General features: G+C 39.1%; 16 protein-coding genes. 11 read left to right on the forward strand and 5 right to left on the reverse strand.

Going from position 1 to position 13,757, the window contains the following annotated elements:
• The coding region (locus tag L656_RS0113500) for an aminotransferase class III-fold pyridoxal phosphate-dependent enzyme (protein WP_024599595.1) at positions 1-849 on the reverse strand (849 nt) is incomplete at its 3' end.
• Positions 850-943: 94 nt separating this feature from the next.
• Between L656_RS0113500 and bioB the strand changes: the two genes are divergently transcribed.
• From bioB to L656_RS0113535, 7 genes are all read left to right on the forward strand, one after another.
• Positions 944-1,984, forward strand: a complete 1,041-nt coding sequence (gene bioB, locus L656_RS0113505; RefSeq protein ID WP_024599596.1) for a biotin synthase BioB — start codon at positions 944-946, stop codon at positions 1,982-1,984.
• A 12-nt stretch (positions 1,985-1,996) separates the two neighbouring features.
• On the forward strand, positions 1,997-3,154 hold the full coding sequence (locus tag L656_RS0113510) for an aminotransferase class I/II-fold pyridoxal phosphate-dependent enzyme (RefSeq protein ID WP_024599597.1): 1,158 nt from the start codon (positions 1,997-1,999) through the stop codon (positions 3,152-3,154).
• Positions 3,151-4,038: a methyltransferase domain-containing protein gene (locus L656_RS0113515; protein ID WP_024599598.1), complete on the forward strand. Its 888-nt coding sequence runs from the start codon at positions 3,151-3,153 to the stop codon at positions 4,036-4,038. The genes L656_RS0113510 and L656_RS0113515 overlap by 4 nt, the downstream gene beginning before the upstream one ends.
• A gap of 28 nt (positions 4,039-4,066) precedes the next feature.
• Complete coding sequence (gene bioD / locus L656_RS0113520) at positions 4,067-4,750, forward strand: dethiobiotin synthase (protein WP_024599599.1); 684 nt, start codon at positions 4,067-4,069, stop codon at positions 4,748-4,750.
• 122 nt (positions 4,751-4,872) lie between these two features.
• Positions 4,873-6,411, forward strand: coding sequence for an FAD-dependent oxidoreductase (locus L656_RS01000000122290; RefSeq protein WP_241763439.1), 1,539 nt, complete (start codon positions 4,873-4,875; stop codon positions 6,409-6,411).
• A 227-nt stretch (positions 6,412-6,638) separates the two neighbouring features.
• Positions 6,639-7,502: a protease HtpX gene (gene htpX / locus L656_RS0113530; protein WP_024599600.1), complete on the forward strand. Its 864-nt coding sequence runs from the start codon at positions 6,639-6,641 to the stop codon at positions 7,500-7,502.
• Between the two features lie 258 nt (positions 7,503-7,760).
• On the forward strand, positions 7,761-8,270 hold the full coding sequence (locus L656_RS0113535) for a hypothetical protein (RefSeq protein WP_024599601.1): 510 nt from the start codon (positions 7,761-7,763) through the stop codon (positions 8,268-8,270).
• A 64-nt stretch (positions 8,271-8,334) separates the two neighbouring features.
• On the opposite strand, the gene gloA is transcribed toward L656_RS0113535, so the two are convergent.
• The gene (gene gloA / locus L656_RS0113540) at positions 8,335-8,862 is read right to left on the reverse strand and encodes a lactoylglutathione lyase (protein ID WP_024599602.1); all 528 of its coding nucleotides are present in this window, start codon (positions 8,860-8,862) and stop codon (positions 8,335-8,337) included.
• A gap of 255 nt (positions 8,863-9,117) precedes the next feature.
• On the opposite strand from gloA, the gene L656_RS0113545 reads away from it, so the two are divergent.
• Entirely contained in the window at positions 9,118-9,660 is a 543-nt protein-coding gene (locus L656_RS0113545; RefSeq protein WP_024599603.1) for a hypothetical protein, read from the forward strand.
• 5 nt (positions 9,661-9,665) lie between these two features.
• On the opposite strand, the gene L656_RS0113550 is transcribed toward L656_RS0113545, so the two are convergent.
• Together L656_RS0113550 and L656_RS0113555 are read right to left on the reverse strand one after the other, a co-directional pair.
• The gene (locus L656_RS0113550) at positions 9,666-11,255 is read right to left on the reverse strand and encodes an MASE1 domain-containing protein (protein WP_024599604.1); all 1,590 of its coding nucleotides are present in this window, start codon (positions 11,253-11,255) and stop codon (positions 9,666-9,668) included.
• On the reverse strand, positions 11,242-11,871 hold the full coding sequence (locus L656_RS0113555; RefSeq protein ID WP_024599605.1) for a response regulator transcription factor: 630 nt from the start codon (positions 11,869-11,871) through the stop codon (positions 11,242-11,244). The genes L656_RS0113550 and L656_RS0113555 overlap by 14 nt, the downstream gene beginning before the upstream one ends.
• A 147-nt stretch (positions 11,872-12,018) precedes the next feature.
• Here L656_RS0113555 and L656_RS0113560 point away from each other — a divergent pair, with 147 nt between their 5' ends.
• The 3 genes from L656_RS0113560 (at position 12,019) to L656_RS0113570 (ending at position 13,414) form a co-directional block, all read left to right on the forward strand.
• A complete protein-coding gene (locus L656_RS0113560; RefSeq protein WP_024599606.1) occupies positions 12,019-12,471 on the forward strand; it encodes a DUF302 domain-containing protein in 453 nt (150 codons plus the stop codon).
• 40 nt (positions 12,472-12,511) lie between these two features.
• The gene (locus L656_RS1000000123500) at positions 12,512-12,676 is read left to right on the forward strand and encodes a hypothetical protein (protein WP_241763440.1); all 165 of its coding nucleotides are present in this window, start codon (positions 12,512-12,514) and stop codon (positions 12,674-12,676) included.
• 225 nt (positions 12,677-12,901) lie between these two features.
• Entirely contained in the window at positions 12,902-13,414 is a 513-nt protein-coding gene (locus L656_RS0113570; RefSeq protein WP_024599607.1) for a DUF421 domain-containing protein, read from the forward strand.
• Between the two features lie 86 nt (positions 13,415-13,500).
• Here L656_RS0113570 and L656_RS0113575 read toward each other — a convergent pair.
• Positions 13,501-13,757 (reverse strand): trimeric intracellular cation channel family protein (locus tag L656_RS0113575; protein WP_024599608.1); only part of this gene is annotated, 257 nt, incomplete at its 5' end.

Consider the following 13,757-nt stretch of genomic DNA (forward strand, 5'->3'; position numbering starts at 1 on the left):
GCCGCCAGTGAGTGCTTTACCAATACACATTATATCGGGCTCTATATTGGCGTGCTCTACAGCAAATAATTTACCTGTACGGCCAAAGCCTGTGGCAATTTCGTCGCAAATTAGTAGTACGTTATAGTGGGTGCATAATTTATGGGCGCAGGCTAAATAATCAGGGTGATAAAAGTTCATGCCGCCTGCGTTTTGTACTATGGGCTCAATTATAAAGGCGGCTACTTGGTTGTGGTTTGCTTTAAAGTACGCTTCAAGCTCTTGGGCTTCTGCCTGGTTAAATTCGCTGCCAAACTTACTCACCGGTGCAGGTACAAAAACATGCTCAGGTAAAAAGCCGCTATATAAACTATGCATTGAGTTTACAGGGTCACATACGCTCATAGCTGCAAACGTGTCGCCATGGTAGCCCTTGTAAGGCGTCATTAATTTTTGTTTTGTAGTAATACCTTGGCTTAACCAATATTGCAGCGCCATTTTTATTGCCACTTCAACACTTACCGAGCCGCTGTCGGCTAAAAACACTTTAGTTAAACTAGGCGGCGTTATATTTACTATTTTTTTGCACAGCTCTACCGCACTGTTATGTGTAATACCGCCAAACATAATGTGGCTCATATTATTAATTTGCTCAATCATGGCGTTATTTATAACAGGGTGATTATAGCCATGTATTGCGCTCCACCACGAGGCCATACCATCGATTAATTGCTCGCCAGTTTCAAGGTGAATAATATTGTGATTTGCATGTGTAACGGGGTATACCGGAATTGGCTTTGTCATAGATGTGTATGGGTGCCAAATGTGCTCACGATCAAAATTAAGGTCAATCGTATTCTTTTTCATCATATGTAAACTTTAACTTGGTGGGCTTCGTTGACAATGGTACTTCAACTCGTAGACTAAGCCAATATCACCGCTGAGAAAAAAATAAGAGAGTATTATGGAACTTGCACCTGTTCGTCACGATTGGACCCACGCAGAAGTTAAAGCATTATTTGAAATGCCATTTAACGATTTACTTTTTAAAGCCGCATCGGTTCACCGTGCTAACTTCAACCCAAATGAAGTGCAAATTTCTACGTTGTTATCAATTAAAACAGGCGCTTGCCCAGAAGATTGTAAGTATTGCCCGCAGTCGGGGCATTACCGAACTGATTTAGAACGCGAACGCTTAATAGAAGTAGAAAAAGTAGTAGAGCAAGCACGCCTTGCAAAACAAAAAGGCGCGACTCGTTTTTGTATGGGGGCTGCATGGTCAGATCCAAAAGACAGAGACATGCCATACATTTCGCAAATGGTTAAAGAAGTAAAAGAGCTAGGGTTAGAAACCTGTATGACGCTAGGTAAACTCACTAACGAAAAAGCCCATGAGCTTCGAGATGCAGGGCTTGATTACTACAACCATAACCTCGACACGTCTCCGGAGTATTACGAGCAAATTATATCAACCCGTACTTTTCAAGATAGATTAAATACCATTGATCACGTACGCGATGCCGGTATGAAAGTATGCTCGGGCGGAATAGTCGGCATGGGCGAGCAAGCAAGCGACCGCTTTGGACTACTTATGCAACTAGCTAATTTGCCACAACAGCCAGAAAGCGTGCCTATTAATATGCTGGTTAAAGTTAAAGGCACACCGCTTGAAAACGTAGACGATTTAGATCAGTTTGAATTTATACGTACCATAGCAACAGCGCGTATTATGATGCCACACAGTTATGTGCGTTTATCGGCAGGGCGTAATGCCATGAACGAGCAAATGCAATCAATGTGCTTTTTTGCAGGCGCTAATTCAATATTTTATGGTGATAAGCTACTTACCACCGAAAACCCAGACGCCGATGCTGATATGAACCTAATTAAAAAACTAGGCATGAACCCAGAAAAACGTCATGACTATTCAGACGAAGCCGTAGAAGCCTCGCTTTCATCGCAAGTAGCCGACAAAGCAACGTCTGAATTGTTTTACGAAGCGTAGGCTTTTATATCTATGCCTTTTGATTTTATAAATACGCATCTTGAGGCTCGCCAGCAAGATGCGCTGCTTCGTAAACGCAATGTAGTAGAGCACTCTACAGCGCGCACCATAACGGTTAATAATAAAACCTATCTTAATTTTGCGAGTAACGACTACTTAGGTTTTGGGGATGAGGCTGTAAACCTTAATGACTCCTACGCATTAGGCAGCCACAGCTCAGCATTGGTTACAGGTTATCAGGCGCAGCAAAAAGCGCTTGAGCAATACTTATGTGAGCAATTTGGTTATGGCGCAGGAATGTTATTTAATTCAGGGTTTAGCGCTAATAGCAGCGTAATTAAAGCGTTGTTTCAAGATAAAGCCGCTGCACAAAACAGTGCTATTTTTCAAGATAAGTTAAATCATGCAAGCTTGATTGACGGTGCTCTGCATTGTAACGCGGCTTTAGTGCGTTTTAATCACAACGACATGAATCATTTACGCTCACGGCTCGAAAAATCAAAAGCGCAAAACAAGCTTATTATAAGCGAAGGCGTGTTTTCGATGGATGGCGATACCGCGCCTCTTAAAGAATTACTCGTCTTAGCAAAACAGCACAACGCATGGCTAATGATTGACGACGCACACGGCTTTGGTGCATTAGGTAAAACCGGGTTAGGCAGTTGCGAAGCATTGCTAGATGAGGGGATAGTACTACCCGAGGTACTGGTTATTACCTTTGGCAAAGCCGTTGCGAGTAGTGGCGCGTGTGTATTAGGCAACCAGCAGTTTATTGATTACATGCTGCAATTTAATCGCGATTACACGTACTCAACCGCTATGTCGCCACTTATGGCAAGCCATACACTTGCGCGTATTAAAAGCATAAAAACAGCTGATCATAAACGCGAGCAACTTAATCACAATATTGCACTATTTAAACAATTGGCTAAACAGCACTGTATAGCGGTAATGGAATCAAATATAGCTATTCAACTCATTGTTTTAGGTTGCGCTGAACATACTTTAAAAGCGGCTGAAAAACTAAAGCAAAATGGTATTTGGCTCACTGCAATTAGGCCGCCGACGGTTGCACATAACACCTCACGTTTACGCATTACTTTAACCGCAGCACATACCGAGCAAGACATAACGCACTTAGTTAAGCATTTAGTAGGTGCAATAGCATGACTGCTCAGCCAGTATTAAAAACAGATTTAATGCAAACACGTAAAGTAAAACCGTGCCTAGTGAGTAGCGAGTTAAATAGAGAGTTAAATGAAGAGTTAACTAGCGAATTGGATAAAGAGCTAAACAAGGAGCTTAAAAAGTCCACCCAAAGTAAGTTTTCAAAAGCAGCTGAGAATTATAACGCCCATGCAAATGTACAAAAACATGCAGCGAGCGATCTATTTAAACTTATAAAACCAGGCTTTAATAAAAATAAGGTATGTGTTGATTTAGGCGCAGGTCCGCTTGTTAATACACATACATTACAAAGCATGTTTTCAAGCGTTGTGGCAATCGATTTGAGTTTAAACATGCTGCAAAGTAGTGATTTAACCACAACTAAAATATGTGCCGATATGGATAACTTACCGCTGCAAGCAAACAGTGTTGATGTTATTTACAGTAACTTTGCAGTGCAATGGTCTGCTAATTTTTCGACTTTAATGCAATCACTTTACAGCATATTAAAACCAGGCGGGCAGGCGTACATAAGCACTGTGGTAGAGGGCTCACTTAACGAAATAAAAACAGCGTTTGCAGCGCTTGATTCAAACAGCCACATAAATACTTTTAATAGTGAATTGCATATAAACCAATCAGTCCAAAATTCAGGGTTTATTATTAACAGTGCAAAAAAATGTATTTATACCGATGAATACACAACACCTTTAAAAGCGATTGCCTCAATTAAAGCTATAGGGGCAACTACGCAAAATCATACCAATACGCGCCAAGGGTTACTTACCAAATCTGCGCTTAAAAAAGTATGCAGTGCGTATCCGCTTATAAATAACAAAGCATGTGTGTCTTATCATGTGGTGCTGTTATCATTAGAAAAACACTAAATAAGCCCAAAGACATTAAAGGCAACGCATGAAAGAATTTTTTATAACAGGCACCGACACCGATGCCGGAAAAACCCACGTTACCAGTTTGCTATTAAAGTTACTTGCCCAACATAAAAAACAAGCCATTGGCTTTAAGCCTCTTGCTGCTGGCTGCGAAATGGCGTTTGATCAGCTAGTAAATGCTGATGCTCTCATACTAATGGAAAGCGCAACAGTAAGCGCTAAATACGACGTAGTTAATCCGTTTGCGTTTGCACCACCTATTGCACCGCACATAGCTGCTGATCAAGTTGGGGTGAGTATTACTGTCGATAAACTAAGTGATGCTTATAAAAACGTAAAACAACAAGGTGCTGACATTATCCTTACTGAAGGTGCGGGTGGATGGGCACTACCAATTAATAATACCGACTATTTATACGATTGGGTAAAGGCTGAGCAGCTACCAGTCATACTCGTTGTAGGTATGAAGCTAGGTTGTTTAAATCATGCATTACTAACCGCTGCGCATATGCAAAGCATGGGTATAAACTGCGTTGGTTGGATTGCAAACCAAGTCGATAAAAATATGGACGAGTACCAAGCAAACCTAGATTCACTCAAAGCACGTTTACCGTTTCCAATACTTGCCATAAGCCCATACAGCGAGCAAACGCCTAAGTTACAAATATACAAAAGCTTGCTTAGTGCGTTATCTATAAACACTTAAGCGGTTTTAAAAAGATTTACTTTTTTAGGTAAATATTGAAATAGTCAGCCTTAGTACACATATAAACATTTATAAATACAAAGCTTGCTCAAAAACAATGTTACTAAGGACATAACGACTATATGACGCACCCATTTATTGAAAGCTACGCCCCAAATTCGCACGTAAGTGCAGAGCCAAAAGCACTAAACAATGGTTTACCTAAAAAACGTGTAGGCATAATAGGTGGGGGCACTGCGGGCTCAACAATAGCCATCAGGCTTGCTGCGTTAGGGTTAGAAACTTACGTATTCGAAAAGAAAAAGTCGTTAATTGATGGCCCGCCAATGTGCCATTTGCACTCAGGTGGTAACTTATATCGCGAAATACCCGACGACGACTGCATAGATTTACTCAAGCAATGTATAGATATAGCGCGCCTTTATCCTCACACCGTCGATGTTCGCCCTACAGTATTTGCTGTACCCAAGCGCGACGACGACTCACCAGAGGATTTATTTCCGCGTTTAGATAAATTAGTAAAAGCCTATAGCGAGCTTGTTGAGCAAGACAGCGCCAACAAAGTGTTAGGTGAGCCAGAGCATTATTATCAGTTATATAGCCGCGAGCAAATGCTAAAGCTTGCTAAGCAAAAACAAGTAGCCAAGCCTACGTTGTTAGATGAGTGGATGATACCTGTGGCTAAGCATTTAGATTTAGATAAGCTAAAGTTTCCGCTAATTGTTGCACAAGAATATGGTTGGAATATATTTTGTTTATCGGCCAGTGCTCAACTCGCGCTTGCCGAGTATGAACATGCTCATGTTTTAACAAATACATGCGTTAAAAGTGTATCGCCTGTTACCAATAATAAGATTGATAAAAAAATAACCAAGTGGAACATTGAATACCAAACACAAGCAAGTTTAGAAGCTAAAACCGTTGAAGTAGATTACCTAATTAATGCGTGTGGTTTTCAAACCGGTATTATTGACGACTTGGTTGGGGTAGATGTAAAGCGCATGGTCGAATTTAAAGCCTCTTATATAACTCATTGGCAAGATGCTGGTGGGCAAATACCCGAAATTATTATTTACGGTAACCGTGGCACACCAGAGGGCATGGCGCAGCTAACGCCTTACCCAAATGGATATTTTCAAATACACGGCATGACCAACGACATTACGCTATTTAATGATGGCTTAGCTGATGCAACACCAATGAGTGCTCAACCTAAACTCCCAGGTAAATACCTGCACTATATTAAAGATGGCTGGGACAAAACAGCGTTGCAAACACGTAACCAAACAGCAATAGATTATGTAGCCGAGTTTGTACCCGCGTTTAAAAGTGCTAACACACAAAATAATGCCTTGTTTGGCGGGCAACAAATCCCAGGGGATGACGACACTTTGCGCGTAGCTGATGTAAGCTTATATTCGCATATTAGTTATGCACGGGCCGAAAATGTTAAAGCATCGTCAACGTTAATCGCTGCCGATCAAATAGTGTCTGAGTTTATAAAATTAGGAATAATAAGCAGCGATCCTGCTGTAAACCATCACCGCAGTAGCCATCAATGGTCGTACCTTAAACACAATAGCTGCGAAAATATTGGTGAAGTTGCGCGCATATTGGCAGGNCAGGTGAACGTGGTTTTCCAATTGATATGGCAGAGCTAAATAACAGCTTGTAATAAACTGATTTATAAAGAAACTTCAGTCTTAAATTTGCTATAAAACGCCTCTCAAAAAAATTATCAATAAACACATAAATAACACTTGTGTTATGACATAGTTTGTCACAGAATAGCGCTAACGTTATGACATAGTGTGTCATAACGTAGTGATTGCTTTAACCTAATTTATTTTAAGCGTTCGGTGATCAATATTAATTTTGTGAGGACAATATGAAACGTGTATTTTTGTTTTTATTAACTAACCTAGCGGTTATGTTGGTATTAGGTGTAGTGCTTTCAATAATAATGAGTGCGCTGGGTTTAAGCCATCGTAGCCTTGGCGGAATTTTACTTATAGCCACTGTGTTTGGTTTTGGTGGATCGTTTATTTCGTTATTTATGTCGAAATGGATCGCTAAAAAATCAACCGGCGCGCATGTAATTACACAGCCCCGAAACAAAACCGAACATTGGCTTATACAAACGGTATCTGCGCAAGCAAAAAAAGCAGGTATTAAAATGCCAGAAGTGGCTATTTACGACAGCCCAGAAATGAACGCATTTGCAACCGGCCCAAGTAAAAACAACTCGTTAGTGGCAGTAAGCACAGGCTTAATGCACAACATGACCAAAGATCAAGCCGAAGCCGTACTTGCCCACGAAGTATCGCACGTAGCTAACGGCGACATGGTAACGCTTACCCTAATACAAGGCGTGGTAAACACCTTTGTAATATTTGCTGCAAAAGTACTGGCAGGCATAGTAGATAACTTTATTAATAGCGATGAAGAAGAGGGTGGTAGTAGCTGGACATACTTCTTATTCGATATGTTATTCCAAGTATTATTTGGTGTGCTAGCAAGTATAGTAGTGGCAAGTTACAGCCGTAAACGTGAATTTGCAGCCGACAGCGGCGCGGCAAAACTAGTTGGTGCCGATAAAATGCGATCAGCCCTTGAGCGTTTAAAGCAAAACCATCCGTCGCAATTAGAAGGTTCAATGATGGCCTTTGGTATTGCAAGTGGTAAAGGTGTTGCTGAGTTGTTTTCGTCGCACCCACCGCTTGATGCTCGAATCGACGCACTTCGTAAGTAATTATGTAAAATAGTTAATATACTAAGCCAGCTTAATTGCTGGCTTTTTTATGTTTACGTTAAAATACCAAAACACGCATGCACTGTGTTTATATACAGTGCCTTGTATTGCTTTATAAAATCGTTACTTTTTTAAGCTATATGTGTTTACGGAGTTATTATGTATAAGTAAACTAAAATAACTTAAAAGCCAGCAATGCTGCTGGTTTTAATACTTAATATTTAATACTTAACAAGGATGCTTATTGTAGTGGAAAAGATGCAGCAAACTAAAGAATGCATTATGTGTTTTAGCGCCATAGATTCACGGGCTAAAAAATGCCCGCAATGCACCTCACTTCAAGCTAAATATTCTAACTTAGAAAACAATCCCATTATTATTGGTGCATTGGCCTTAATTATTGTTGGTATTTTTGGGTTTATTTTTTATCAAAATATATATGTAGCAAGGCTTGAAGAACAAGCACAAAAAAACCTAACTGCTAATGTAAACCAAATTAGCACTAAAAATGAAACCGATGGTTTGTATGTTGCCTGTATAGGGAAAATAAAAAATGAATCAGATTTTTCGTTTAAAAATATAAAGTTTAAGGTCGATTTTTTAACAGATCAAAACACTCTAGACGATACGCTATCAATAACCGACGAAGATCTAATTCTACTGCCTAATGACTCAACAAACTTTAGAGTAAGAGGTATTGCGCAAAAACAAGCGGCTAGTTATAACAATTGCCAAGTAACAATAACCGATGCTTGGGCTTATAAATAAAAATGAATTTTTACGATTAAAAAAACCAGCTAAAAAGCTGGTTTTTAATATAAATAAATCGTTATTACTGAGAAAGGATAATCTCGGTAATTCCCTCAGCAGAGAGTATTTCAATCCAGTAGCCGTCAGGATCTTTAATAAAGGCTAAGCCTTTCATTGAGCCATCATCTGGTTTTTTTACAAACTCTACATCGTATTTTGCAAAGCGCTCACTGGCCGCGTAAACATCCGGCACGCTAATACCAATATGGCCAAAGCCTTTAGGCTCTTGGTTGCCACTGTGGTAGCCCTCAAAGCTGTCGTCGTTTTCAGTGCCCCAATTATGGGTTAACTCAATTAACGCAGGGCGACGAAACACCCATTCAGCTTTTTCCTTATCATCGCCTTCTGGCAACTCTTGTTCGTAGCCTAAAAAGTAAAGCGTAAACTTCATACCAGGAAAGTCATACTTACCTAAAAGCTTCATACCTAATACATTTTCATAAAATTCTAAAGACGGCTTTGGATCTTTAATACGCAACATAGTTTGCTGCATCACATAGCCTTGCGTGGCTTGTTCAATTTGCTCTGGAGATTCGTTATAGCTAGACATGGTGATCCTTACTGAAAATAATAAAGCGAAAGCATAGATATAGTACTTAATTTATCATAATCAACCGTATGATAAATTTAAACCACTGCTTTACTTTTTAACCATTAATCGTGGAATTGACTGTCAAAACGGAGCTTTATAAATAGCACGTGTTATTTTCTAAGCCATTTTCCTAGGTTGATTAGGAATATGGATGATTTTTTACTTTCATAATTGCTAATAAACTATTGAAAACTAGGACGTTAAGATACAAATATGACTTTATTAGATGAAAGTACAAAAGAATTTGGCAGTATGAGCGTATTACTTCATAACACCAATACAGCAAGTTACTGTATTGAGTGGTTTAGTAAAATGACCGGAGCGTCGATTACCTTAGCAAGAGTTGAAGCTGGCAAGTATTTAGTTACCCGAAAGTGGGCAGAAGGGCGCGAACTAGATGATGTAACCAGTGACTTTAGCCGCGCTAACCAAGCCATTATTCATTTTTTGAATAATGTTGATATAGCTAAAATGAACGAGCAAAGAGTCGCCGCAGCTAAACTTTACTGCATAAATTTATTTGTAAAAGCAGAAGGTTTGAGGCCTGTTACTAACCCTAATTTACCAAAACCAAGGCTGCAAGACGCTATAGGTAAAAAGGTAATAGTAAAGTCAACCTTAGGCAATTGCCAAATAGCTACCGGACTATTGCTACAGCTGGTGGGTAATCAAGTTGAAATTCAGGTAAACCCAGATAGCGCATTTGATGATCAACCAAGGCAAAAGTTTTACACTAAGCAAGTATCAATTTGTTAAAGTGTTTAACGGCCAATGCTTATAGGCAGTTTTACCTTAATGCTAAAGCCGCCTTGATTAGTAACCTTAAAGCTACCACCTAGCGCAATAGCTCGCTCTTGTATAAAAGCTAAACCATAGTGACCTGAGTTTTCTGTTGGTTTTACTTTGCTTCCGTTATCACTAACTTCTAATTTTATAAACTGACTATCCGTTTTAATATTTATAATAAGTTTGGTCGCGTTACTATGCTTAATACAATTGGTAACAGCTTCTTGGCAAATCCTGTAAACGGCAATTTCATGCTCTTTAGTGAGCGTATCATCTACGTTAAAATTAACCTCATAGCTTATATTTGCTTTTGTAAGTAAACTCTTTAATCGCCCTTGAGTCATCGCATTTTCTAGCCCTAACTCGTCTAATTCACGAGGGCGAAGGTAGTGCATTAATTGGTAAACAGAATCGTACATAGAGTTTGCATTGCTTTTTAACGTAGTCACAAATGATTGTGTTTTTTCGTCACAAAGGTGCGATAAAATAGCCAAGTCGGTTTTTAAAGCCGTTAAGTTTTGCCCAAGTTCGTCGTGTAACTCTTGTGAAAGGTGCTTACGCTCGTTTTCTTGCACGCTCACCATTTTAGCCCCAAGTAGGGTATTTTGATTAAGCTGCTTAGTTAGTGCGCGGTTAATCTTTTTTAATTCAGTATTTTTACGTTTAAGCTCTGTAATTGCCGCGCCTAACACCATGCTGGTAATCGCATTAGCCAAAATAAACAACTGGCTAATATAGGTATTGCTAGGCTCATGGGTCATGCTTGCTTCAACTATTATGAGTGCATTTATAAGTGTCGCACTACTTACTGCGCCTAATACGCCAAAGCGATACGAAAACCAAATAATAGGTAATAACGATGCAAGGCGTAGTAATGGGTAAGTATCGGGCCGTATAAGATATACAAGCATCGCAACAAGTAAAACAGTAGCTAACGTAACCGTTAAATTAGTTACTTTAAGTAATGCCGGGCGCTTTAACGAAAGGTTTAAAGAGTGAAGTAGCATAATAAACGGCGCAACTAATAACGAGCCTGTTATATCGCCAAGGCACATATTTAACTGATACTGTAATAGCTCTTTAGCAACCAATATGTTTGTAAATTCAAACGCACTAGAAAACAAAAACCACTTTATTGAGGTGCTCGCAACACACAATAAAATCAACGAAAGTATACCTAAACTATTATTAATATTTGGCGGCCAGCGGCTATGCTTAAACACATACACAAGGGCAAAAAAGCAAAGCTCCTGCCAAAAACCATGCAGTAAATTAAACTCCCAAACCCCGGTCATTGTATAACCTAAGTGAGCAGCCAAAGCACGAGACGATATCCACAACGTAATCCAATACCGAGTTGGCGAAAGCAAATAAAAAGCAATTTTTATCCCTGCAGGAATAAATATAGCGCTACTTTCGGGCACAGTTTCTAAATTAGCCCCAACCCAAAAAGCAGCAATACAGGCAATAAAATAAATTACGCCAACTACAAACTGCTTTGTAATTTCTTTAGCGGTTGCTGCAATAGAAAAATTAAAAGCAGGTAATGTATTAGGTAAGTTCATCTAACTGAATTACTCCCGCATCAATCGCTATTTTTAGCAGTTCAAACGATGTTGTTACATTAAGCTTGCTGTAAATATTTGCCTTATGCACATGCGCTGTTTTAGGCATTATTTCTAATTTTTGTGCTATTTGCTTTGCATTAAAGCCCTTTGCTAACAGTGGTAAAGCTTCGAGCTCTCGGTTAGTTAAAATAGTTAACGCTGAGTTTGGCGTATTTAAAGCAAAATTTACATCTTCACTTATATAGCGTTTACCTAATGCAACCGATTTAACTGCATCAATTAACTCCTCCGACGCAGATCGTTTAGACACGTAACCAAGTGCGCCTAATCGTAGCGCATTACTTACATAAGGTTCGTAATCGTGCATGGAGGCAACAATGGTTTTAATTTCAGGGAAATTTTCGTTAAGGTAGGTTAAAAATGTAAGGCCGGTTTCTGATTCATTAAGTGATATATCAACAATAAATATATCGGGTTGTTCAAGCTCAACAGCCAGTTTTGCTTGGCTAACATTGCAGGCTTCTATTATTACTTCCCAGTCTGCTTGTAGCTCTAGTAGTTTTTTAAAACTGTCGCGTACTAATTGATGATCTTCAATTATTCCAATGTGCATGTATTTCTCCCTTTAAATTTATTATACATTGAAACAGATAACCATCAGCCAAAAAATTTATTAAATTTAATTACCTAGCAAAAATGTACACTGTAAAAATTAAAGGAGCAATAACGCTCAGTATTTATATATTTAAACGGAGACACTATGAAAACACTAAATATTATTTTTGGACTCGCATTACTCTTTGCTATTACAAATGCTAACGCAGTAGAGGGACTAATTTCAGTAAAAAGCCCTCTAAGCGCTAAAGCTACTATGGATAAGTTTGAAAATTTAGCAAAACAAAAAGGGCTAAATATATTTGCACGAATAGATCACGCAGCTGGTGCTAAAAAAGTAGAACAGCAACTCCGCCCAACAGAGGTTCTTATATTTGGTAACCCCAAAGGCGGCACGCCTCTTATGCAGTGCGCACAAACAATAGGTATTGATTTACCGCTAAAAGCACTGGTATGGGAAGACGCACAATCGCAAGTGTGGTTAAGTTATAACGATCCTACATATATAGCTGAGCGCCATAACGCAGTAAATTGCCCAGCGGCTAAAAAAATAGGTAAAGTATTAGCAGCACTGGCAGATAAAACCGTTGGGCCATAAACTAACTTTAAACAATGCATTAGCTAAATTAAGGATGATTTTGAAACAATCTTCAATCGTATTTTTAGCCGTAGTAAGCCTGTTTTTACAGACTTTTTTGCTAATCTCGCTAATTAGTTTTTTTACAAGTATTTACAATGCTTATGCCGCATTTGCTGGTGGCGATCCTAAATTAATAGCAGGGCATATTCATCAGGTATTGTAATTTCGTTAATACAAATTGCACCAGCAATACTTGGCTATTTTATAAGTTACATGTTGATTAAAAATAAACGCGTAAATGACTTTGCATTGCTTAAATCTGCTTTAAAGTTTTATGCATTTATATGGCTTTTATTTATCCCCATTGGTACGATTTTGGGTGTAAAGCTATTAACTAAATTAAAGAAGGGTTAAATTTAATAGCGGCTTTAAAAATAAAGGAGTAAGCATGTTTTTTGATGATGTTCAGGGGTTAGTGCGCGTACTTATTATTGGTGTACTGGGTTATGTAGCGCTGGTGTTTTGGTTGCGTGTATCGGGCAAGCGAACACTATCTAAATGGAACGTGTTCGACTTTGTAGTCACCATTGCGCTGGGCTCTATATTAGCGTCTGTTATTATTACAAAAAGTGTCGCGCTGCTTGAAGGCATATTGGCCTTTGTTGTTTTAATAGGGCTGCAATATTTAATTACCTGGCTCAGTGTTCGCTCATCTAAATTTGCAGCTTTAGTAAAAGCTGAGCCCACGTTGTTACTGAGTGATGGTGAATATTGCACGGCAGCACTTAAATCGCAGCGCGTAACTAAATCAGAAATCCGCGCTGCTATTCGTGGTGCGGGTATATTAGCCATAGAAGATGTAGCCGCAGTAGTACTAGAAACTGATGGCAGTTTTAGCGTAATGCCGCACAATAACAGCGGGTTAAAAACCGCGTTAAGCGATGTAGAGAGTATTAAATAGTGATAGAGAGCATTAAAGAGTAATAAAAGAGGAGACAGGTGTGATTGCCTAGCAGATTCAAGCCTGTCTCATTTAATTTATTTAAGTTACTTAGCAGGTTCTAATAAACTAAATGTAGGTAAGCGCCACTTAAAGCGTATTGATGCCATACGTATTAAGTACCCCGCAACCAAGCTCACAATAATGCTTATGTTGTCGTCTATATTGTAATGGTGCAATCCTAGGTATAAGCACGCTACAATTAACGATACGCTGGCATATAGCTCATTGTGTAATACTAACGGTGCTTGGCGACAAATCAAATCGCGCAGTAACCCACCAAATACGCCAGTAACAACGGCTG

This window comes from Pseudoalteromonas sp. TAE56 (assembly GCF_000497955.1).
In the GTDB taxonomy this organism is placed as follows: Bacteria; Pseudomonadota; Gammaproteobacteria; order Enterobacterales; family Alteromonadaceae; genus Pseudoalteromonas.